Source organism: Shewanella amazonensis SB2B (genome assembly GCF_000015245.1).
GTDB classification, from domain to species: Bacteria; Pseudomonadota; Gammaproteobacteria; order Enterobacterales; family Shewanellaceae; genus Shewanella; species Shewanella amazonensis.
Genome location: NC_008700.1, coordinates 2,624,372 through 2,646,268, shown reverse-complemented (window position 1 = coordinate 2,646,268; position 21,897 = coordinate 2,624,372). Strand labels below are relative to the sequence as shown.

Annotated in this window: 18 protein-coding genes; 1 reads left to right on the top strand and 17 read right to left on the bottom strand. The window is 54.9% G+C overall.

Annotated elements, in window-relative coordinates:
- The first annotated feature begins 12 nt into the window (after positions 1–12).
- Entirely contained in the window at positions 13–552 is a 540-nt protein-coding gene (locus SAMA_RS11415) for a YaeQ family protein (RefSeq protein WP_011760299.1), read from the top strand.
- Positions 553–668: 116 nt separating this feature from the next.
- On the opposite strand, the gene SAMA_RS11410 is transcribed toward SAMA_RS11415, so the two are convergent.
- The 17 genes from SAMA_RS11410 to SAMA_RS11330 all read right to left on the bottom strand — a co-directional run bounded on the left by SAMA_RS11410 (position 669) and on the right by SAMA_RS11330 (position 21,882).
- Entirely contained in the window at positions 669–3,080 is a 2,412-nt protein-coding gene (locus SAMA_RS11410) for a S8 family serine peptidase (RefSeq protein WP_011760298.1), read from the bottom strand.
- A gap of 534 nt (positions 3,081–3,614) precedes the next feature.
- A complete protein-coding gene (locus SAMA_RS11405; RefSeq protein ID WP_011760297.1) occupies positions 3,615–4,004 on the bottom strand; it encodes a rhodanese-like domain-containing protein in 390 nt (129 codons plus the stop codon).
- Between the two features lie 32 nt (positions 4,005–4,036).
- Positions 4,037–4,252, bottom strand: a complete 216-nt coding sequence (locus SAMA_RS11400) for a YgaP family membrane protein (RefSeq protein WP_011760296.1) — start codon at positions 4,250–4,252, stop codon at positions 4,037–4,039.
- A 25-nt stretch (positions 4,253–4,277) separates the two neighbouring features.
- On the bottom strand, positions 4,278–7,499 hold the full coding sequence (locus SAMA_RS11395) for an efflux RND transporter permease subunit (protein ID WP_011760295.1): 3,222 nt from the start codon (positions 7,497–7,499) through the stop codon (positions 4,278–4,280).
- Between the two features lie 10 nt (positions 7,500–7,509).
- Positions 7,510–8,505: an efflux RND transporter periplasmic adaptor subunit gene (locus tag SAMA_RS11390; RefSeq protein ID WP_011760294.1), complete on the bottom strand. Its 996-nt coding sequence runs from the start codon at positions 8,503–8,505 to the stop codon at positions 7,510–7,512.
- 135 nt (positions 8,506–8,640) lie between these two features.
- Positions 8,641–9,357 carry an SIMPL domain-containing protein gene (locus tag SAMA_RS11385; RefSeq protein WP_011760293.1) on the bottom strand — a complete coding sequence of 239 codons (717 nt, stop codon included), beginning with the start codon at positions 9,355–9,357 and terminating at the stop codon, positions 8,641–8,643.
- Positions 9,358–9,434: 77 nt separating this feature from the next.
- A complete protein-coding gene (locus SAMA_RS11380) occupies positions 9,435–9,812 on the bottom strand; it encodes a VOC family protein (RefSeq protein WP_011760292.1) in 378 nt (125 codons plus the stop codon).
- A 124-nt stretch (positions 9,813–9,936) separates the two neighbouring features.
- Positions 9,937–11,238: an OmpP1/FadL family transporter gene (locus tag SAMA_RS11375; protein ID WP_041409835.1), complete on the bottom strand. Its 1,302-nt coding sequence runs from the start codon at positions 11,236–11,238 to the stop codon at positions 9,937–9,939.
- A 347-nt stretch (positions 11,239–11,585) separates the two neighbouring features.
- Positions 11,586–13,034, bottom strand: coding sequence for a sodium/proline symporter PutP (putP, locus tag SAMA_RS11370; RefSeq protein WP_011760290.1), 1,449 nt, complete (start codon positions 13,032–13,034; stop codon positions 11,586–11,588).
- 272 nt (positions 13,035–13,306) lie between these two features.
- Complete coding sequence (locus SAMA_RS11365; protein WP_011760289.1) at positions 13,307–14,011, bottom strand: DUF3379 domain-containing protein; 705 nt, start codon at positions 14,009–14,011, stop codon at positions 13,307–13,309.
- Complete coding sequence (locus SAMA_RS11360; protein WP_011760288.1) at positions 14,004–14,567, bottom strand: sigma-70 family RNA polymerase sigma factor; 564 nt, start codon at positions 14,565–14,567, stop codon at positions 14,004–14,006. The genes SAMA_RS11365 and SAMA_RS11360 overlap by 8 nt, the downstream gene beginning before the upstream one ends.
- A 163-nt stretch (positions 14,568–14,730) precedes the next feature.
- Complete coding sequence (locus SAMA_RS11355) at positions 14,731–16,353, bottom strand: BatD family protein (RefSeq protein ID WP_011760287.1); 1,623 nt, start codon at positions 16,351–16,353, stop codon at positions 14,731–14,733.
- Positions 16,347–18,452, bottom strand: a complete 2,106-nt coding sequence (locus SAMA_RS11350; protein WP_011760286.1) for a vWA domain-containing protein — start codon at positions 18,450–18,452, stop codon at positions 16,347–16,349. Before SAMA_RS11350 ends, SAMA_RS11355 begins: the two co-directional genes overlap by 7 nt.
- On the bottom strand, positions 18,449–19,432 hold the full coding sequence (locus SAMA_RS11345) for a vWA domain-containing protein (RefSeq protein ID WP_011760285.1): 984 nt from the start codon (positions 19,430–19,432) through the stop codon (positions 18,449–18,451). Before SAMA_RS11345 ends, SAMA_RS11350 begins: the two co-directional genes overlap by 4 nt.
- Positions 19,426–19,929: a DUF4381 domain-containing protein gene (locus SAMA_RS19165; RefSeq protein WP_049757900.1), complete on the bottom strand. Its 504-nt coding sequence runs from the start codon at positions 19,927–19,929 to the stop codon at positions 19,426–19,428. Before SAMA_RS19165 ends, SAMA_RS11345 begins: the two co-directional genes overlap by 7 nt.
- 40 nt (positions 19,930–19,969) lie before the next feature.
- Positions 19,970–20,926, bottom strand: coding sequence for a DUF58 domain-containing protein (locus tag SAMA_RS11335; RefSeq protein ID WP_011760283.1), 957 nt, complete (start codon positions 20,924–20,926; stop codon positions 19,970–19,972).
- Complete coding sequence (locus SAMA_RS11330; protein ID WP_011760282.1) at positions 20,926–21,882, bottom strand: AAA family ATPase; 957 nt, start codon at positions 21,880–21,882, stop codon at positions 20,926–20,928. The genes SAMA_RS11335 and SAMA_RS11330 overlap by 1 nt, the downstream gene beginning before the upstream one ends.
- Positions 21,883–21,897: the final 15 nt, after the last annotated feature.

Sequence of the window (21,897 nt, the reverse complement as noted above, 5' to 3'; positions counted from 1 at the left end):
TTCGTCATCGCCATGACGCTTAAGTCCGATGTCCATAAAGTCAGCTTTGAGATTGCCGATCTGCGCCGTGGCTACTTTGGCTATCACAAACTGACACTGGCACGGCATCCATCCGAGACCGAGCAGCGATTGATGCTGAGACTGCTGGCCTTTGCACTCTATGCCTCGGCCGAGCTTAAATTTGTCGGTGAGCTGTGTAATCAGGACGAGCCCGAGCTCTGTGAACAGGCGCTGGATGGTCGTTATCTGTTTTGGGCAGAATTTGGTCTGGCGGATGAGCGGCGGATAAAGCGCGCTGTCCACCGGGCCGATAAGGTGGTCGTGTTCGCCTACGGCGGGCAGGATTTAGCTCATTGGTGGGATGATATGGCAGGAAAATGCACCCGAATCGACAGCCTGTCTGTGCTCGCGTTTGATAATCCAAGCCTGGAGACCCTGTTGCCCTTCGTGGCCAAAACCATGGCGCTGGCGGTCAATATCGATGAGGATGGCAGCGTGAGAATATCCAATGGTCAATACGACGTGGTGGTTGTCCCCCGGGTTCTCAAATAGCGCTATTCAATCGCCTCGGCAGAACACGGCGTATCTTAACATTGCGGTATTTACAGACTGAATATCCCATCAATAAAAAAGGAGCCTCAAGGCTCCTTTTTCACAGACTCAACCGATTATTGGAACGAGATTTCCCATGAGTCGATGTAGCCAGTGTCGCGGCGTGAGCTGTCAACGGCTTTGAGCTTCCAGGTACCCTGAGACTCAACACCTGTGGCATTCACAGTGTAAGTCTTGTTGATGTTATCGGTACCTGCACCTGTGTTGTCGTGCAGCACGGCTACCTGACCACTTGGAGTGATAAGTTCGACCTGCAAATCGCCAATGTAGGTGTGTACGATGTTCACTTTCACAGTGACAGTGCCCGCATCGCCAGTGCGGCTTACATCGATAGGGCTGCTGATCCCGGCGGTGTTGTTGTCCGGAATGCTGTAGTTATCGGTGTTGGTGTAAGTCGCAGGGCCCGTGGTGCCGCCAGTGCTGCCGCCGGTGGGGGCAGTGTAGCTTGCCACCAGGTTCACACCACTGAAGGCGCTGTAACCCTGTACCATGACATAGTAGGTACCGGCCTGTGCGGTGGTGATTGGGCAAGACTCAGTGTTACCCCCTTTCCATGGGCGGCAATCATAGCTGCTGGTGGTTGGAGCCGCACCGTACTGAACGTACAGATCCGCATCACCGCTGCCACCGCTCATGGCAAAGTTCAGGTTGGTGGCACCGGCAGGCACATCGATGAAGAAGTGCAGCTCTTCATTCTTGGCACCGGCGAGGTTGCTCTTGGCAACACCATTGGTCATCTCGGCGTCTGAGCCGCCATTGTTGCCACCACCGTTGGTTGGGCCGTCACAGGAAGCGTCCAGATACTCTTTGGCGGCAACTGCATCAACCAGACCATAACCTGTCTTGTCATCACGGCCAGCTACATCCAGATCTTCGGCAGTCGTACGCAGGGCAGCACGCACCTGAGCGGCGCTACACTCCGGATGATAACTCCACACCAAAGTGGCTACACCGGAAACGTGCGGGGTCGCCATGGACGTACCATTGTAGTACTCGTAGTCCTTTCCGCCTTCGCTGGATACGGTCACACTGGAACCAATATGACTGCGCAGCGCCAAACCGGTGGCGCGGTCAACCGACACTGACACCTTGGTCAACTCGCTGTTGGTGTCCACCACAAAGGGATTTTGCAGGCCGGGCAGGGCGGTGTTTGAGTAAACGATGGTGGCAGAAGCACCGGCGTTTTGACAGGCCTTGGCCGCGTTGATTTCAGGGTAGCTTGAACCCTGGTTGCCTACACGCTCAACCAGACACACCTTGCCGGCCATGTTGCCACAGTTAAAGGTGCTGCCAGACACGCTGCACTCGGCCAGGGTGGCCGTCACAGTGCCGTTGATTGGTGCTGGAGCATAGCTGGTACCGGATTTTACCAAGCGGTTATGAGGTACAACACCGTTGTTGAAGTAAGACTGACCAGCAACCACGATGTCAGACAAACGGCCTTCGCCGCGGGTCACGGTAGACAGAATGGCTTCGCCGGGGCCGGATACTTCCACTTGATTGGTGTACTGAGAAAACGCAGCATGCTGCTTGGTGCTGTCTACGGCAGCAACCGATACCACGCTATCGTAAGATGCCGGGTAGCTGTGGGTGTTATCACCGTCGTTACCCGCGGCAGCAATCAGCAGCACGCCGTTGTTGTAGTGGGCCGCCAGGGCGTTGCGCTCAGTGGTACTTGAGCTGGCACCGCCCAGAGACATACTGACGACGTTGGCGCCGTTAGCCACACAGGTGTCCACGGCACTGACCAGGCTTGAAGAATAACCCCAGCCGGCTTCGTTGAACACTTTGATAATATGGATATTGGCATTTTGGTTTGGCAGCACGCCCACCACGCCTTCACCGTTGGCAATGGCCGCAATGGTGCCAGCTACGTGGGTGCCGTGGGCGTTGTTGTTGCCTGGTTCGAACCAGTTGCCGGTGCCTGAGTTATTGGTACCGGTCACATTGTTGCCTGACAGATCGGCATGACCACGGTCATAGCCTGAGTCAATGATACAGATGGTGCGGTTGCCGCTCAGGTTATCGGCCAGCTGAGTTGCACCAACAAAGGTTTGACCCCAGGGGGTGGTTTCAGCAAGCAGACGACGTGGCACGTCTTCTTCCACAAATTCAACATCGGCACGGGCGCGCAGGGCCTTGATGCCATTGTTGTCCAGCTTCACGGTGTAAGCGTTGCTGCGACCGATACGCTTCATTTCTTTGGCACTGGCGGCATTCAGGGCACGGTGGTGACCATAGACTTCATGGCTGCGTGGCTGATACTGCATGCTGTTGAGTGTGTCTTCAGCATTGTAAAGCTCGGTGGCGGCATTGTTTTTGAATTTAACTACATAGCGCTTTGGTAGCGGGGAGTTTTCGCCTTTGGCGAAGACTGCGTCGGTAGGTGCGGCATGAACACCGGCAGAGACTGCCAGTGCGAGGGTCGATAAACCCAGGGCTAAAGTTTTTTTGTGTTTCATTGTCATACTCGTCTTCCATGTTGCAAGAGGCAGAACTTGTCGTTGTTATCTGGCATCCATCCGGTAAAGCCTGAAATCCATTTTCGGCAGTGAATGTATCCATCGATGAAACATTTGTAAACGCAATGTAAACAGAATGGCGTGTGGGTATGATTGGGTGAAAAAGTGCTGAATTAGAATATTTATGCAAATTGAGTGAGCTGTATTCGTTCGCCTGTTAGCTTGCTGAATGAATATTCGGATCCTTGAATGGAACCTCGAACAAGCAGGTGAAACACAGTTGAAACAAGATTTTGATATTAAATTTGTGAAAATATTAAAATTTTATGCCTTTTATTTTATTTGGTTATAACTTATTCGTTTTTGGTGAAGTCGGGGCTGGTTTCTGTTGTTACGCGACTAAATCACCGCTTAAGCGCCATTTTTATGGCTTTAGTCATAGGGATACCGCTTGCCGTGCGGCGCCCCTGAAACAAGCTGATAACAAAAAGGCACCCATAGGGTGCCTTTTGGATGGGGATAACGTGTTGTGGCAGGGCGTTACTTTTGGCTTTGCCCGGATTTGCCCGATTGCGCCAAAGTCTCGTAGCCACCGCCGTTGTAGACCTGGGTAAAGCCAGCGGCGTTCAGGGCTTCATTGGCTACACCACTGCGTCTGCCGCTGCGACAATAGAGCACCACCGAAGTGTTCTTGTCGATGGCACGTTTGGCAAATTCAGCGGCGACTTCCTCGTAGGGAATATTGATGGCCCCTTCGATATGTCCTGCAGCATATTCTTCCGGTGTACGTACATCGACCAGCATGGCGCCCTGTTCAATCAGTTTCCAGGCGGTGGCAGCATCTTTGTCCTGTCCGATAGCCAACGTGCTTGTCAGTATCAGCATCAGACCAATCAGGGCAAGTTGCCCGACTTTAGCCAGTGGGTTCACAGCGTCTCCTTGGTGACTGTTTTCATTTACAGCTACTGTTTTAACTTACAAAGTTCGGCCTCGGTTTTTACCCCCAGCTTCTTCATCAGCATGGCGGCCGGGCAAAAACCGGTAAAGGCACTCTGGAACAGGTTAGCGCCGACAAAAGCAGTAAGCCAGACAAAATTGTGATGGACCAGTGCGGTCAGAACCAAAGACAGCAGCACCATAAAGCCGGCAAAAGCCATAATAGAACGTTCAAGTGACATAGTGTTTCTCCTGATGTAGGGCATGTTATTCGGTTTCATGGCCGTGTCTCATAAAACTGTAGTACAGCACGGGGATCACGACCAAGGTCAGCAAGGTTGAAATAAATATCCCGAAAATCAGGCTGATAGCTAAGCCATTGAAGATGGGATCGTCCAGTATGAAGAGGGCGCCAATCATGGCAGCCAGCGCCGTGAGCATAATGGGCTTGGCCCTGACGGCGCCCGAGTGGATCACGGCCTGGGCAAAGGGCACTCCGCGCTCGACTTCCTGATTGATAAAGTCCACCAGCAGAATCGAGTTGCGGACAATAATCCCGGCCAGGGCAATCATGCCTATCATGGAGGTGGCCGTGAACTGGGCGCCAAAGAGTGCGTGCCCGGGCATTACCCCAATCACCGTCAGCGGAATAGGCGCCATAATAATCAGCGGCACCAGATAGGATCTGAACTGGGCCACTACCAAGAGGTAAATGGCAATCATGCCTACCGCATAGGCTATCCCCATATCGCGGAAGGTTTCATAGGTGATTTTCCACTCACCATCCCAGAGTACGGCCACATCGGTCAGGCCTGAGGGCTGATTGACATAATGCTGGGCGTAGCCCATCTCTTCACTGTCTGAAATGGTCGAGGCCATTTCAAACATGCCGTACAGCGGGCTGTCCAGCGGCCCTGCCATATCGGCCACTACCATCACCATGGGGATAAGGTTTTTATGGATGATGGGCGCATCTATCACGCCTTTACGTATAGTCACCAGCTCGGAAATGGCGACCAGTCCACGACTACCCGGCAGTGTCATGCCCATGATGGCATCCAGATCCAGCTTACTGCTTTCCTCGAGTTGCAGACGAATGGGAACGGGACGGGCCTGATTCTCCAGGTGCAGCACACTCACATCTCTTCCGCCCACTGAGGTGGCAACAAGGTCAACTATCTCAGCATAGGAAACCCCAAGCAGTGCGGCCTTACTGCGGTCAATCAGTACCTGCCATTTATGTTGTCCGCTGGGGAGGAAAATATCCATATCCACCACGTCCTGAGTGGTATTGAATACCCCAAGGACGTTACGTGCCGCGTCCTGACGCATGGCTTCGTTGGGGCCATAGACTTCGGCAACGATAGGCGACCATACAGGCGGTCCGGGTGGGACTTCCACCACCTTGACGTTGGCGCCGAAATGACGGCCAATCTCCTGCAATGGGCCCCGTACCGCCAGCGCGATACTGTGGCTGTCTCTGCTTCTGTGCTTTTTATCGCTGAGATTGACCTGAATATCGCCAAGCTCGGGGCTTGAGCGCAAAAAGTAATGGCGAACCAGGCCGTTGAAATTCATGGGGGCAGCTGTGCCAGCATAGAGTTGCATATGCTGCACTTCTTCGACCGTGGCCAGTTCGTCTGCCAGAGCTTGCAGTACCTTGTGGGTTTCTTCAAAGGTGGTGCCTTCCGGCATATCCACCATCACCTGGAATTCTGACTTGTTGTCAAAGGGCAACATCTTGAGCACCACCGCCTGCATGACCGGCAGGGCAACGGCCACCATAATCAGGCCAATGATGGCCAGGCCGAGGCCAAGACGCGCCTTACGACCGGCTTTGCCATTGAGGAAGGGGCCAATCAGACGGGTAAAAATCCGCACCATGCGCGGGTCTTCGCCGCCATGGGGCGATTCATTCTCTTGGTTGGTGCCTTCATGGGGATGGGCTTTTAACAGCTTGCCGCTGAGCCAGGGCGTAAGGATAAAGGCAACTGCCAGCGAAATCAGCATGCCCATACTGGCATTGATGGGAATGGGGCTCATATAAGGGCCCATGAGTCCGGATACGAAGGCCATGGGGAGCAGGGCAGCTATCACGGTGAAGGTGGCGAGGATAGTCGGGCCACCCACTTCGTCAACGGCAACGGGAATGAGTTCACGCAGCGAGCGTTTACCCATACTCATGTGCCTGTGAATGTTCTCCACCACCACAATGGCATCGTCCACGAGGATCCCGATGGAGAAAATGAGTGCGAACAACGACACCCGGTTGAGGGTAAAGCCCCAGGCCCAGCTGGCAAACAAGGTCAGTGCCAGTGTGATGATAATTGCAATGCCCACCACCAGGGCTTCACGCATCCCCATGGTAAAGAGCACCAGGATCACCACCGCTGTGGTAGCAAATATCAGTTTGAAAATAAGGGTATTGGACTTGTCGGCCGCGGTATCGCCGTAGTTGCGCGACACAGTGGCGTGTACATTGGCAGGCAGCAGGGTGTTTTCCAGCGCTCCCATACGCTCAATCACGGCGTCGGCAATGTCCACCGCGTTCATGCCGGTCTGCTTGCCGATGGCAAGGGTGACTGCTGGATAGCTGCCATCTTTGGTGACGTGCTGAACCTGAGCCCGTGGCAGGTCGCTTTTCAGGGTGACTTCGGCCAGATCCGCGAGGTAAACCGGTTCGCTGTAGCCATCGGCGCCCTGACGCACCGCCACCACCAACTCCTGAACATCCTCCAGACGTCTTAAGAACTGGCCTGTTTGTACCTTGATCTCCTGATTGTCCTGGATCAGTGGTACCGGCATGGAAATTTGGTTGTTACCGGAGAGGGCGCGGTTGATGTCGCTGTAGCTCAGACCGTAGGCCGACAGGGCGGCCGGGTCGATACGCACATTGAGAACCAACTCATGCTGTCCGAGGGTGTAGATCTCTCGGGTGCCGGGAATGCGCTTAAGTTCTGTCTCCAGTCCACGGGCAACATGAGTCAGTTGTTCGGGGGTGATGTCCTGCGCCTCTGACCACAGGGTCAGACTGACGATAGGCACATCATCGATACCTCGGGGCTTAATCAGAGGCTCTCCCACACCGGCGCCACGTGGGAGCTTGTCCATATTCGAATAAATCTGGTTATAAAGCGCGACTATGGCATCGTTGCGTTTTACACCCACTTCGAAGATGGCAATGATGAGCGCGCCATCGGGTTGTGAGAAGGAGTAAAGGGTATCTATCCCTTTGATTTCAGAAATAACCTGCTCTGCTGGCAGGGTAACCAAATGCTCCACTTCCGCAGGTGTAGCGCCGGGGAAGGGGATAAACACATCCGCGAAGGTCACATCAATCTGTGGCTCTTCTTCCTTTGGGGTCACCATCACGGCAAACATCCCCAGAAGCAGTGCCAACAGCGCCAGCAGCGGTGTGATGGCACTGGCCTGAAACGCGCGGGCGATGCGGCCTGAAATCCCTAGCTGTTGGAGGTTTTCGCTCGTCATCCTGTATTCCTCACTGGGCAATTACGGCATAGGCATCAGCGGCAATAACGTCACCGTCATTGAGGCCTGAGAGCACCTGTACCCGGTCACCCTGTTGTTTGCCAAGTCGCACCTGGGTCAACACGGCTTTATCGCCCTGCATCATATAAACACCGGTGAGTTCACCACGGGAAACAATGGCGCGTTGGGGCACCAGCAGCATGCGGCGTTTACCCTGTACAAAACTGGCCTTGGCCCAGCTGCCCGGTTGCACATCGGCATTGTCTGGCAGTTGGATACGTACCTGGAAGCTGTGACTTTGGGGGGAGGCAAAGCTGAAAATAGTCAGTTGATTGCTGTCGATGCTGCGGCCATCCGCCAGTTCCACACTCACGGCACCGGCGGCCTTCAAGGCGGCGAGATAACGACCGGGCACTTGCATCACGGCCCGCATTTTATCGGCGCTGAAGCCGGACAGCAGTGGCTGGCCTGGGTTAACGGTTTCGCCCTGTTCCACATGGCGCTCGGTGAGCACGCCGCCAAATGGGGCATACACAGTGGTGTAGCTTAAGGATTCGCGGGCGCGCACTATGGCGGCATTGGCGGCAGTCACGGCCTGTTCGCTGCTCTTGGCGCGGGCAATGGCCTCATCAAAGGTGCCACGGGAAATTGCGCCCTTGGGGAAAAGATCCTGATAGCGCCTCAACGTGGCCTGTGCTTCAGTGTTCACCGCCAGGGCGCGGGCGTAGTCGGCCTCTGCGGCTGCCAATGCAGCGCCCTGCTCCTTGCTGGTGATTTCCAGCAGGGCAGCACCGGCAGGCACAGTGTCGTTGACGTCAAAATGGATTTTCAGGATCCGGCCCGACGTTTGCGCCGAGACTGTAGCGGCCTGAACTGGCTCAATCAGGGCGTCCAGGGTTAAATATCTGTCTTCTTCTGTGTGTTCTACTATCAGGGTTTGGCCAGCATGGGCACTCAGGCCAAGGGCCAACAGAGACAGTCCCAAGAGCTGTTTGAAAGTCGTCATAAAAAGGCTCCCGCTTAATCTATGAGAAAATTCTAATGAAAAGTTGCCACGGCGGCAATCATTTCATTAGAAAAAAATTATGGAATGTGACTCACACACATAAAAAAGGAGCCTAATGGCTCCTTTCAATCAAAATCAGTCAGTTAAATAATAGGTAACCGTACTGACAATTCGCACGTTTTTAATATGGGGCGAATTACTGTCCCTGTCAGTGATGATAAATTGCCCCTGGCTGGCGGTTTTGATTTTGCCAAGGCTTGAGCTTGAGTCCCTGGCAAATTTCTCGGCTACTTCCCGGGCGTTTTCGGTGGCCTGTTGCACCATGGCCGGTTTGATGCGGTTGAGCTCAGTGAATAAGAACTCGCTGCGGGATTCGTATTCGTTGCCGCCAATGGCGATGCCATCACGGGCGAGCACGCCGATGTGTTTTCGGGCTTGTAGCAATTTATCGACCTGATGGGTATAGAGCGAGACAGTGACTCTGGCTGCGTAGCGATATTTGAGGTTGGGGTCGGAGTAGCCCTGGGTGCTTCTGTCTTCGATAGCAGGTGTTGTCAGGGTGATTTCATCGTCGCTGAACCCCTGGGCTTTTAAAAAGGCCACCACCTTGTCGGTTTTTTGCTGCACTGTGTTGTAGAGGCTTGCCAAATCGTTGTCGACTTCGGCAAAACGTACTGGCCAGATGGCTACGTTGGCCATCACCTCCTGCTCGGCCAGCCCCTTGACGCTGACCGTGCGGTCAAGGGCTTTTAAATTGGTGGCGGCTTCAGTAATGCTGTGTCCGATAAATCCCAGACCGCCAGCCAGGAAAGCGCCCAGCACCAGGGCGGCGGGAGTAAGAGGCTTGTCCATGAAAGTTCCTGTTTCAACGGCGTTTTCGCTCCAGAATACGCAAATTGCCAAGGCTTTGCATCAAGAGTGTGACTGAGTTACGAATTGACACTCATTTGCCAGAGTTCCACCTTATTGCCATCGGGATCGATAAACCAACCAAAACGACCAAATTCAGTGTCCTCCCGACCGGGCAGCACCTCGGCCCCACCAGCTGCAGCCTGGGCCAGCACTGCCTCTAGGTCGTCCACAACCAAATTAAACATAAAGGGATGGCGGGAGGGGTGAAAATAGTCGCTGCCAGCCGCAAACGGACTCCAGACACTGTAACTGCCTTTAGGCAAGTCCAGTGCCCTGAAGGCACAGCCTCCCCAATGCTCCACCGGCATACCCAAGTGAGTCTTGTACCAGTTTGCCAGTGCTTCGGGATCTGCACTCTTGAAGAAGACACCGCCCAAGCCAATCACCTTTGCCATAAACCTGTTCCCCTTTCATTGGCTGAAATACAGCTTTAAGGGTAGGTGAGGCAGACGACAGTTACAAAAAGGCCGCGATAATCGCGGCCTTTTCAGTGCTTTTTACAGTCCTGACTTTTGCCTGTCAGTACTTGTAGTTGTACTGCAGTGAATAGTACACGGCGTTGGAGCGGGTGTGGGCAATCACGTCACCGATAATGGCGCTTTGCTCCAGCACCTGGGTGTCTTCACCGCGTACCAGTGCTACCCCCAGATCCAGGGTGGCATTGGCAGACAGTGCATAGCTTGCGCCAAGGGTGTACCAGTTGCGATCTGAATCAGGGATAGAAATCGAGCTGATCTCATCCACTACACCCTGATCGTGCATGTAGCCAGCACGCAGTGTCCAGGCATCAGACAGCTGATAAGTACCACCGATGCTGAACAGCCAAGAGTCATCCCAGGCATAGTGCTTGAGCTGAGAAGACGGAATGCTGGTCTGGCCCAGAGTGCCATTTTCGAGGGTGATCTCTTTGAAATCGCCCCAGGAAGTCAGTTGCGCCGTATAGTGCAGGGCAAACTTTTCGGTCAGCTGGTGGAAACCGGCCACCTGGAAAATGTCCGGCAGCGGAATAACAATCTCATCAAAGTTGGCATACGCCTGAGCCTGTGGCACCAACGTCTGCACATCGCCGCTGGCTTTAAACTCGGGGCTGAATCTGTAGCTCACCCCTAAACGGTGGTCTGCATTAAATTCATACACCGCGCCCAGGATCCCGCCCAGTGCCCAACCGTCGGCATCCACGTTCACCAGACTTACCGGCACCATTTCACCGTTCGGGCCAAAAGGCAGGTTGCCTTTACGGGTCAGGGTGCCCTGGCCGTAAATCACATCCACACCGGCGCCCAGGCTCAGCTGTTCGTTTACACGATATGACAGGCTGGCATTCAGGTTCATGGTGATAACTTCTGTGTTACCCAGCAGGTCAACTGGCGCAGGAATGGTACCAAGGCCAGGCAGAGTGACTGCATTGTTGGCCAGAGCGCCAGGATCGGTACCTGTGCCGAAGTTGGAGAAGGCGGCTACACCAAAGGCCCATTTATCGTTAATGGGGTTGATGTAATAGAAATTGGGGATGATTTTATCTTCCGCAGCATCGGTGTCGCTACCGAAACAAATAGGGGTACCGGCTTTACAGACATCTTTTACACTCACATCGATGTCGGCATAGGTCACGCCCAGAGACAGGGCTGTGTTGTCAAACAGCGCCATGGCAGCTGGGTTACGGGACAACACGGAGGCGTTGTCGGCAATAACGGCATCACCGGAAATGGCGCGGCCAACACCGGTGGCAGAGTGACTGTTGAGTTGAAAACCGGCAGCCAGGGTTTGGGTGCTTGCCAAACCAATGGCGGCTGCAAGCAGTGTCTTGTTGAAGTACTTCATCGTCTCTTCTCTTGTTGTCATTATCGCCGGTGAAACCCCGATGCCATCCGGCTATGAAGGAAGGCATCATAGGAGTATGCGTGTACCTCAACAAGTCCGACCAGAGTATTAACTCTAGGTAAAAATTGTTATTAATCAGTTAATTTGAATTTTTGCCAGTCAATCCTATGTTTAAGGCAAGCCTATAAACCCCCGTCTGGCCGGGCCAGTTTGGGGTGTGCCGCCGAGCCCTTTGTTTGAGAAAGCTGTGAGCGGTTCAAGGCGCTGAGATACAAAAACTTACACTTCACCCAATAAAAAAGCGTACATGTGTACGCTTTTTTGGATGTGTGGATTGAAACGGGCTATCAGAGTTTGCTTTGGAAGCTGTCAAACTCGGCCCGGACACTGTCATTTGCTGGTGCGACCAAGCTGATGAGCACCCCGGCCAGTGTGGCCAGAATAAAGCCGGGCAGTATTTCGTACAGATCAAAGAAGCCGCCACTGAGCTGTTTCCATACCACTACCGTTACTGCACCTGTGATGATAGTCGCCAGAGCTCCTGTTTTGCTGTAGCCACGCCAAAACAGCGACAAGAGCACCACAGGGCCGAAGGCTGCACCAAATCCGGCCCAGGCATAGCTCACCAGCCCGAGCACACTGCTTTGGGGATCCAATGCCACGACGCCGGCGATGATAGCGATGGCCAGCACTCCGATACGACCGACACGCATTAGTTCATTGTCATCGGCCTTGGGGCGCAGCTTGCGATAGAAGTCTTCGGTCACCACGCTGGAACACACCAGCAGTTGGGAGTCGATGGTGCTCATAATAGCCGACAGAATGGCGGCAATGAGCAGGCCCGCAATCCAGGGATTGAACGCCACCTGAGCCAGATGAATAAAGACGGTCTCGGCATTGGCGAGCGGTTCTTTGGCAAAATAGAGGCTGCCGGCAAGGCCAGTGGCCAATGCCCCCATTAGGGACACTATCATCCAGCTCATGGCAATGCGGCGTGACACCGGCAAATGCTCCGGGCGCTCAATGGCCATAAAGCGTGACAAAATGTGGGGCTGGCCAAAATACCCCAGGCCCCAAGCCATCAGGGAGGCGACGCCCATGAGTGTGGTGCCTTCGCCAATCAGGGACAGCATTTCCGGTGAGAGGGTGTCAATGCTGGCGTGGCTCTCGCTGTTGGTAAAAATGGCCATGGGAACAATCAGCAGGGCAATCAGCATCAAACAGCCCTGGAAAAAATCGGTCCAGCTTACGGCGAAAAATCCACCCACAAAGGTGTAGCCGACGATGATAGCAGAACCTATCACCAGGGCGGCGGTGTAATCCAGACCAAATACCTTTTCGAACAGAATGGCGCCGCCCACCATGCCCGAGGAGGCATAAAAGGTAAAAAATACCAGTATGGTCAGGGCAGAGACAAAGCGCAGCAGACCCGCTTTATCGTGGAAGCGTTTTTCGAAAAAGTCTGGAAGAGTCAGGGCGTTATCGGCAAGCTGGGTGTATATACGCAGGCGCTTTGCCACAAAGAGCCAGTTCAACCAGGCGCCAATCACCAGGCCAATACCAATCCAGGCTTCACCGAGACCACCAAGGTAAACAGCACCGGGCAAACCCAGCAACAACCAGCCGGACATATCAGAGGCGCCCACACTCAGAGCGGTTACGCCCGGGCCCATTTTGCGGCCACCAAGAATGTAATCATCAACGGAGTCTGTGGCCTTGTAGGCCCAGAATCCTATCCCCATCATCAGGGCTAAATAGCCCACAAAGGTGACTAAAATAGGTGTATCTATGCTCATGCTGTGTCAACCATAGGTTTTTTATTGGAATACTTTCGCCAACGCATGCTATCAGAAGTTTGGGTCGGATCCCAATTGCCGCAGGAGTTGTGATGCATATCTGACCAGTGCAGTGCTGATGGGCTAAATGGCTGTGCTCAAAGGCAGTGCCATAGCACTGAGCCTGAATGCTTAATGAAGAGAGTCGAATTGGTAAATGACAGGCCAGCGTGGCGCGAAGTTGTGTCGCATAAAAATAAGCAGACGGCCGATTGGCCGTCTGTGTTGGTCACTTAAATAAAGCTTTGCAGCAGGTTTTGTTCGAGGTGTTCGAGCGCGGATTTTTCTTCGCCAACCAGCAGCAGATAGGCATCCTCAGTTTTGACGCCAATACCCTGATAGCGGTTGTCGGCAAATTGGGTGGGCAGTTGCATCCGCTCTTCCACCGGCACGATAAAGAGGGTGACCTTACCGGCGTCGCCTTCCAGCACCAGATGCAAACTGCGCACTCCCTGAAAATCACAGTAGGCCTTGAACACCACCCGGCCGGGCGCGCTGCTGAAATGGGCAGACTCCAGGCCGGGCACACTCACCAGACTGGCGTTAATATCGGCAAGGTCTATATCCCTTTCACTCTGCAAGGCTTTGTATTCGTGATACACGTGGCTGAGGGCATGTTCACCCAAGTCCACAGGCCCCAGTCGAAGCAGACTGAAGCTCAAACCAAAAACAAAAGCCACGGAAGCCGCCATGGCCACTAAAAAAGTGGTACGGCGCCGCTGTTTGTGATGAACGGTCAACTGTTGGCGCAGCAGTAGCTTGTCGGCCAAATCTTCAGGGACATCCACCTTGAGTGCTTTGGCGATTTTTCTGTCCAGCGCCTTAAGATCGTTAACAAATGCATCGCGGCCACTGGCCTCCTTTTGAGCCTGTAAAAACTCAGGATCCTGGCTTTGCGGTTCGCCATAGGCTCGGCGGCGAAACTCAAGTTCATCCATTGGATTGACCTCGGCTTTCTGGTTGTTCAAGTGCGTCTTTTAGCTGGTTACGGGCCCGAAAGAGCCGGGTCATGACGGTGTTGCGGTTAAGCTCAAGCAGTTCGGCAATCTCATCACCGCTGAAGCCGCCAATGACCTGGAGTACCAGGGGTTCGCGATATTCAGGTTCCAGCTTGGCTATCTGTCTTCTGAGCCAATAGTGCTCGGTTTCATCTTCCGTGGTATGGCTTAACACATCCTCCAATGAATCCTGCTCTATGTCGCTGTAGTCGAACTGTTTACGCTCGAAGCGGCGGGCGTTTTCCCGCCGCAAAATAGTGATGAGCCAAGCCTTGGCAGCCTTGTCATCCTTGAGGGAATCCAAAGACTTCCATGCTCGTAAAAAGGTTTCCTGGGTGATGTCTTCCGCGATGTGTTTATCGCCGCACAGCCAATAGGCAAAGCGGTAAACATCGGCATGAAGCGCCCTGACCAGGCTGTCGTAACGTCGTTGTTTTGTCAGCATGTCAGAGGAGACCGACCCGGTTGCGAATTTCTTTCGCAGCGATGCAAACATTTTTATCCCTGTAGTGCCTGTGTCCAGCTCCCGGTTGACGAGGGCATCTTGGTGTTGGGTAGTTTCAGCCTGTGACCCAAAGCGATGTCTTGGGTCACAGGACAGATGACTTTTAAACGTCGGTACGACGAGCCAATGCCTATCCCTTAAACGCTGTCAGCATTCAGGGATTGAGACTGCCGAGCGAGGCCGTTGAGTTGGGACGGTTTTCTCTCTCCAAAGTTTCTATGGCCACCATCAGAGCGCCGCCGTCAGGTACCTCATTGCCTGCGTTGTGCTGACCAAAGCGGGCGCGTTGTATCTGGCCAAGCGCCTTCCCGAGTGGTTCGGACAATGCGCTGGCTTTATCGAGGGTAATGTTAGTCCCGTAACGGGCCGACAGGTAGTCGGCGGCCGCACTTAACATGGCACTGCCATCTGACCCCTGACACGCCCTGGCGAGCTGTTGCCTGAGTTCAGTCGCATCCTGAGATTGCGGCTCAATAGATGCCACTGGCTGCTGCGATGTACGTTTTGCGCTCATCGTCCAGCCCAGCGCCGTGGCAAGCCAGCCCAGCGCCAAAAAGGCTGTCAGCCAGGGCCAGTATGTGGCTGCAGGTGCTGCTGCCTCGGTAGCCGCGGGCAAAGGTGCAGCGGGCGCTGGCCCCGTAACTCTGATGGTTCGGCTTGGAATCGTGGCGATTTCACGCCGCTTCAAATGGGGATTCCACCAGGGAACTTCGATGGCGGGAAGTTCAAAGGTTCCCACTTCGGTGGGCACTATGGCTTGGGTTAGTCTCAGCTGCGCCACCAACTGGCCTTCCCGTAAAAAGCTTTTGGTCTCGGGCTTTTCCGGATAGGACTTAAGCTCTGCTGGCAGCGGCAGATTGAGGCTTGGCAGGCTGGTTTCATCGGCATTGGATGCGAGCAGGGTGATGCTGCGGGTAATGGGGGTACCCACGGTAAACTCCTCAATATCAGAAGGAAACTCATCTTTCAGTGCCACCAGATTGGCTACGAGCCAATGTCCTTGCCATCCCTCTGGTTTATCGAGCACCTCGATAGCGGCGTCTTTGCCTGCGGTACGCATGGGACGGCTTTCGTTAAAGTTGAACATACCGCCGTTACGGGGGGCGGGCACCAGTACATCCCCTTCAAACACCGGTGCCTGCAGGGTGAGGGTGCCTGCTTTATCGGGGATAATGCCGTACATCCTTTCGATCACCCGAAATCGGCGGCCATCGACAATGTCGCTGCCATCTTTGTCTTCACCGAGCTGCTTAATTTGAGCGCCTGCCATTTTTGGCGCTGACAGTTCGCCCCGCTGCAGGTCCAGGCCCAGAAAGAGTTTGACTTTGTACAATGCCAACTGGCCCACATGCACGCTGGGGGTGAGCAGCTCGCCCTCAACATAGAGGTACTGGGCATCACGGTTAACCTTGTCCTGCTCAGAGACTTCCACCGTAATGGGGGCTGAGGATACGCCGTCAATGGTAAATGCCGGGATAGTGAGGGTGCCCGTGGTTCGCGGTGTCAGCAGTACTTGCCAGCGGGTTTCTTTTTCACTGTTGAAGTTGATGATACGGGTGGAGCGGCTGACGCTGGTGCGGCCCACTAAAAAGTTACGCAGCAGCGCCGAGGTGTCGAGACGATTGGCTTCTACTTCATCATCGGCAATCACAGTAAGAACCAGGCTCTCGTCCCGGCCCACCGGATTTTTATCCACGGTGGCCTCTATCCGGTTCAGTGCCCAGCCCGGGAGGGTGAAAAAAAACAGGGTGAGTCCCAGTATCAGATTCCTTACCACTTTTCTTTTTCCTGTCTGTGTTCACCGCGGGCGCGGCGAAGTTGATATTCCAATTGCATCTTATTGCGAAGCAGTACAGAGGGGTCGTCGTTTACGGATTTTAGCGCCCTCAGCATCTCCGGCGGCAGATCTGATTCTTTCAGGCTGGGATCTATCACGCCCACCTGAGCTTGCTCTGCATCCGCTTCTGACTCGCCCTCGGCGAGCTCTGCGACTGTCTGGCTGCCAGCCTGCTCGGCTGGACTGGTTTGCTCATCGGCCTCAGTGCTGCCACTGCTCACGGCAGACTCACCGTTGGGAGCTGGCGCTTTTGGCTGCTCTGCGTTGATATCGGCACTCATGGGCGCGTCGTTATTGCCATCGCCCTTGCCGCTGTCTGACTCGCTGTTATTTGTGTCTTCGCTTTTTGAATCAGAGCTGCCTTGGTTTGCCACGTCGTCAGCGGAGGTTGTCTCCTGCGCGGCATCGCCTTGCTGACTTTCGTTTTGCTGGCTTTCGTTTTGCTGGCTTTCGTGTTGTTGCTGTGATTCGCCGGGGCTTTGTCCGTCCTGGGCACTTTGCGAGCCCTCGTCTCCTGACTGTGGGCTGCTTTGCGACTGATCTCCATTGTTGTTTTCAGCGCCTTGCTCCGAGTCCTGGCCTTGCTCTGTGCCAGATTGCTGCGAGTTTTGCTGCTGTGACTGAGAGTTTTGCTGCTGTGAGTCGTCAGATGAGGACTGTCCATCCTGACCTTGTTTTTCTTGCTGAGATTCTTGCATCTCCTGGAGCGCCTTGGCGAGGGCAGCATTGCGCTTGGCATCTTCCATATCCGGTTGTTGCTCAAGTGCTTTTTGATAGCGCTTCGCCGCTTCATCGTAACGACCCAGCTGCATCAAGGCATTGCCCTGATTATAAAGACCCGCAGCACTGCTATCTTGCTCAAAGCCCTTCAGCGCCGCTTCATAGTCACCGGCCCGGTAATGGGCGGCAGCTTTCCAATCTTCCCGCTCGAATTCATTGGCGGCGGTGGTAAAGTCTTTCTGCCGAAATGCCTCCATGGCCTGTTGGTCCGGGGTTTGCCAGATACTGGCCTCGGCTTCTTGGCTGCTCAGGGAAAGTGCCAGCATCGCCGGCAACAGCATTGACGCCAGCACGCCCCGGCGAAAACTCAGCAGGGCAGGCAACAGCAGCAACAGGGCGAGATATGGCCCCAAATCCTGCCAGGTGTCGCCGGTGAGCTCTGTATCAGTGGCTTCGCCTTCCCGCGATAACCACTTAACGAGGCGACTGACATCAGAGCCATCCAGGGTTGATGGCTGCCAAATGCCGCGCTCTGACTGGGCCAATCCGGCTAAAAGCTCGGCGTCCAGCTTGGGCAGCACCAGATTGTCGTCATTGCCTCTCACGAAACTGCCATTGGGCAGCTTCATGGGCGCACCCTGCGCAGTACCAAAACCATAAACCGTTAACCGAAACGGGCTGCCTTTCAGTGACCGCTTCACATCTGCCACGTCCACGGCATCAAGGCCGTCAGTCATCAGCACTATGTCGCCGTCGGGATGTCCGCCCTGGGTCAGCAGATCTCTGGCAAGGCTAATGCCGGCGGCGGGAGATGAGCCCAGCAGCGGCATGATGTCGGGGCTGAGTGAGGGCAGCAGATTGAGTAGGGTGGCCTTATCGCGGGTGAGTGGGCTGATGACAAAGGCCTCCCCCGCATAGGCGACCAGCGCCGTGTCACCGTCGCTGAGCTGATTTATCAGGTCGATGGCGCGAAATCTGGCCTGAGTTAATCGATTCGGTGGCAAATCGGTGGCATACATGGAAATGGACATATCCATAACCAATACCCTGGCCGCACCGGCTGAGAACACTGGCATGGGCTCCTTGGTGATGGCCGGACCGGAAAGAGCGAGGGTGGTTACAGTCCAGGCAACGCCGAGCCACCACAGACCGACGCCTGAACGGCGCCCTTCGCCCTCGGTTAGCAGCACTCTGGCGAGGTGGGGCGCGATATAGCCCTGCCAGGCAGAGGATACGCTTTGGCGTCGGTTTAAAAACCACAGCACAGGCAGCAGCGGGATAAACAAGAGCAGCCATTCAGGCCGGATAAAGTGGATCATGGCGCATTCCTCCCGGAAGCAAACAGACCGCCTTCCCGCAGCGCCGCCAATAGGCTCAAGAATAAGGCGAGGGCAAGGGGATAGAAAAACAGCTCCTGCTTGGGTCTGAAACTCTGGGTATCGCGGCTCACGGGCTCGAGTTTGTCGATTTCCTGATAGATAGCGGCAAGATCCTCACTGCTGCGGGCTCTGAAATACTTGCCTTGGGTGGCATTGGCAATGCGCTGAAGCTGCTCTTCATCCAGATCCATCGATGGGTTGACTCTGTCGCGGCCGAAAAAGCTGCGCCGCTCCATCATCTCTGCCCCGACGCCTATGGTATAAATGGTGACCTTGCGTTCGGCGGCAATGGCAGCGGCTTTGTCTGGTGAAATACTGCCTGCGTTGTTGGTGCCGTCGGTGAGCAGTACCAGCACTCTGTTACTTTCTTCAAGGTTTTCAAATCGCTTCACCGCCAGCGCAATGGACTCGCCGATAGCAGTTTGCTTGCCAACCAAGCCGATTTGGGCTTCACGCAGATACTGGGCGACGGAGCGCCTGTCCTGTGTCATGGGCGATTGCAGGTAAGCGTGATCGCCAAACAGGATAAGCCCGATACGGTCGCCGACCCTGCGTTCAATAAAGTCGCTCACTACATGCTGAACCAGGGTAAACCTGTCCACAGTTTTGTTGTCCAGCACCATGTCTTCGATTTGCATTGAGCCTGAAAGGTCCACCGCAACCATCAAGTCTCGCCCTTTACTCGGCAGCTCTATGGGGTCGCCAAGCCACTGCGGGCGGGCGACCGCAAGCACCAGCGCTGTCCACATCAGCCACTTGAGCATATCCCTTGCTTTGGGTGTGCTTTTACTGACATCGGCGACCAGATCGGCGCTACCGGGCAAATGAAGAAATCCACCCCGAGTTTGGCGCTGAACCGGCTTTATCAAAAGCGGTAATGGCAGCAGCAAAAGGAGCCAGGGGAATGCCAGGGTCAACATGCCTTGAGTTCCCCGGAGATGGTGTCAGCTGCCGATGACTTGTGGGGTAGGGAGGCTATCCACAATTGTGCCTGCTGTTTCATGGCCTCGGCATCAACAGCAGCGAGGGGGGCTTGCCGATACGCGGCTTGAGCCATCTGCTGAAATACATCTGACCCTTGTGGTGTGGGGTGCTGCGTGGCGAGAAACTCGGCCCAGGCATGCCCCGTTAGTGAAGCGATTTGCTCCCTTGGGTAATAGCGCATGGCCACGCGTTTGAGCAGCGCTGAGAGCGCGAGCGCAAACCCCGGCTCTGTGGGTGAGAGCTGGGCTAGCAAAGCAAGGGCTTCGGCTCTGGGTTTGAGCAATGCCTGTTTCTCTGCCCTGTATTTACGCCAGCGCCAGAATCCCAGTGCCAATATGCCAAGCAGAATTGCCAGGGCGGGCCATACCCAGGGTGCGGGTGGCCAGGCTGACACCTCTGGCGGCAGCTGAATGTCTTTCATTTGTGCAAGCATTGGATTGCCTGCAGAAGTTGCCGAAGGATTTATCATGTTATTAACGCAATATGTCCAATTGAGCCGAGAGAGGTTGGCCCGAATCAATGGTTTTCAGGGGGATGCCCAGCCGCAGAGTGAGATGTTCAAACGCCCTGGTCTGCTCCTTTTGCCGCTCAAGCCATGCCTGATAGCCTCTGCGGTCGAGTAGTTTCTCTTTGCCGGCTTCCCGTACCGGCAGTGCCAGATTGTCGGCCAGAGGAAGGCGTCCATCACGGAGAGGATCTGTAACCAGAAATGCGCCAAGCTCGCAGTGGCGTTTCAGGTTCATCAGTGGGCCGACACAGGACTCGCTGAAGCCAGAGCCATCAGACAAAAGCCAAATCAGTGAGCCGGGTTTGGCGATACGCTCCAGACGCTGGCAGGCCCGCAGCAAATGCTCTGGGTCTCTGGGCATCGCATCAAAGGCGGTTAACTGATGACGATGCACTTCGGTCAGCGCGCTGATGAGCTGCAACATGCCGGATTTACGGCTTCTGGGCTTGAGTTCCAGGTGCTCATGTTCGCTTGCGATAAGAGCGCCGATGCGATCGCCATGGCCTATGGCCCGCCAGCCGAGGGTTGTGGCCAAATGACACAGCTGAACTGCCTGCAGCATCAGGGTGGAGCCAAAATAGAGGCTGTGGCTTAAATCCACCAGAAGCAGCACGGGGCGTTCACGCTCTTCCACAAAGAGTTTGGTGTGTGTCTTGCCGGTGCGGGCGGTAACACGCCAGTCGATAGTGCGCACATCATCGCCTTTCTGATACTGGCGCACTTCGGCAAACTCCATCCCCCTGCCTTTGATTTGACTGGCCCTGTGGCCAGCCATACTGGCGCGGGCCTGACTGCGCACATCCGGCAGTGCCCTGGCCAGCTCCTGGCAGGCCAAAAGCTCCGGGGTATCCAGATGCACCCCATCGGCAAAGAGCGGCAGGGACAGTGCAGAGGCTTTACGCTCTGATTTTGGGGCTCGCATCAGGGCACAGCCACCTGTGACAAAATATGGTCAATCACCGCATCGGCACTGACACCTTCGGCCTGCGCCCGGAAACTGAGCAGCAAACGGTGGCGCAGCACATTGGGGGCGACGGCCTGAATGTCTTCCGGTGACACAAAATCGCGACCATCGAGCCAAGCACGTGCGCGGGCACAACGTTCCAGCGCCTGACTGGCCCTGGGGCTGACACCATAATCGAGCCAGTTGCCCAGCTCTTCGCTGTACTTATGGCCCTCACGGGTCGCCATGATGATGTCGACGATATATTGCTCCAGCGGCTCCGCCAGATAGAGCTCCAAAGCTTCTGTACGGGCCTCAAAGATGTCTGCCTGCGCTATGGGCTCGACCGAGGGCAACTCGCCTTGCAGGGCCTCGTTTCGCGACAACTTAAGGATGAGCCTCTCGGTTTGGGCATCGGGGTAGTCAAGATTCAGATGCATCAAAAAGCGGTCGAGTTGTGCCTCGGGCAGGGGGTAGGTGCCTTCGTTTTCCAGCGGGTTTTGGGTGGCCATGACCAAAAAGAATTTGGGCAGTTTATAGCTCTTCTTGCCCACAGTGACCTGACCTTCGGCCATGGCTTCCAGCAGAGCCGATTGTACCTTGGCGGGCGCCCGGTTGATTTCATCGGCAAGGATAAGATTGTGGAAGATAGGACCGGACTCAAATTCGAAGGTGCCTGTCTGGGCACGGTAGATATCGGTACCGGTCAAATCAGCGGGCAGCAGATCCGGCGTAAACTGAATGCGATGAAAGTCGCCCTCCACCCCATCACACAAGGCTTTGACTGCGCGGGTCTTGGCCAGGCCCGGTGGACCTTCTACCAACAGGTGACCATTGGCTACCAGCGCAATAAGCAGGTTTTCCGTGAGAACAGGCTGACCCAAAATCAGGGTGTTCAGGTATTTTCTTAAGGCTTGAAAACGGCTCAAAGGCATGATGCAACTCGATTT

Excerpts from the sequence above, each read along its gene's own strand:
- SAMA_RS11330 (WP_011760282.1), bottom strand. The coding sequence starts at position 21,882 with ATGCCTTTGAGCCGTTTTCAAGCCTTAAGAAAATACCTGAACACCCTG.
- SAMA_RS11390 (WP_011760294.1), bottom strand. The coding sequence starts at position 8,505 with ATGACGACTTTCAAACAGCTCTTGGGACTGTCTCTGTTGGCCCTTGGC.
- SAMA_RS11350 (WP_011760286.1), bottom strand. The coding sequence starts at position 18,452 with ATGATCCACTTTATCCGGCCTGAATGGCTGCTCTTGTTTATCCCGCTG.
- SAMA_RS11375 (WP_041409835.1), bottom strand. The coding sequence starts at position 11,238 with ATGAAGTACTTCAACAAGACACTGCTTGCAGCCGCCATTGGTTTGGCA.
- putP (WP_011760290.1), bottom strand. The coding sequence starts at position 13,034 with ATGAGCATAGATACACCTATTTTAGTCACCTTTGTGGGCTATTTAGCC.
- SAMA_RS11385 (WP_011760293.1), bottom strand. The coding sequence starts at position 9,357 with ATGGACAAGCCTCTTACTCCCGCCGCCCTGGTGCTGGGCGCTTTCCTG.
- SAMA_RS11380 (WP_011760292.1), bottom strand. The coding sequence starts at position 9,812 with ATGGCAAAGGTGATTGGCTTGGGCGGTGTCTTCTTCAAGAGTGCAGAT.
- SAMA_RS11345 (WP_011760285.1), bottom strand. The coding sequence starts at position 19,432 with ATGTTGACCCTGGCATTCCCCTGGCTCCTTTTGCTGCTGCCATTACCG.
- SAMA_RS11365 (WP_011760289.1), bottom strand. The coding sequence starts at position 14,011 with ATGGATGAACTTGAGTTTCGCCGCCGAGCCTATGGCGAACCGCAAAGC.
- SAMA_RS19165 (WP_049757900.1), bottom strand. The coding sequence starts at position 19,929 with ATGCTTGCACAAATGAAAGACATTCAGCTGCCGCCAGAGGTGTCAGCC.
- SAMA_RS11410 (WP_011760298.1), bottom strand. The coding sequence starts at position 3,080 with ATGACAATGAAACACAAAAAAACTTTAGCCCTGGGTTTATCGACCCTC.
- SAMA_RS11400 (WP_011760296.1), bottom strand. The coding sequence starts at position 4,252 with ATGTCACTTGAACGTTCTATTATGGCTTTTGCCGGCTTTATGGTGCTG.
- SAMA_RS11415 (WP_011760299.1), top strand. The coding sequence starts at position 13 with ATGACGCTTAAGTCCGATGTCCATAAAGTCAGCTTTGAGATTGCCGAT.
- SAMA_RS11335 (WP_011760283.1), bottom strand. The coding sequence starts at position 20,926 with ATGCGAGCCCCAAAATCAGAGCGTAAAGCCTCTGCACTGTCCCTGCCG.
- SAMA_RS11395 (WP_011760295.1), bottom strand. The coding sequence starts at position 7,499 with ATGACGAGCGAAAACCTCCAACAGCTAGGGATTTCAGGCCGCATCGCC.
- SAMA_RS11360 (WP_011760288.1), bottom strand. The coding sequence starts at position 14,567 with ATGTTTGCATCGCTGCGAAAGAAATTCGCAACCGGGTCGGTCTCCTCT.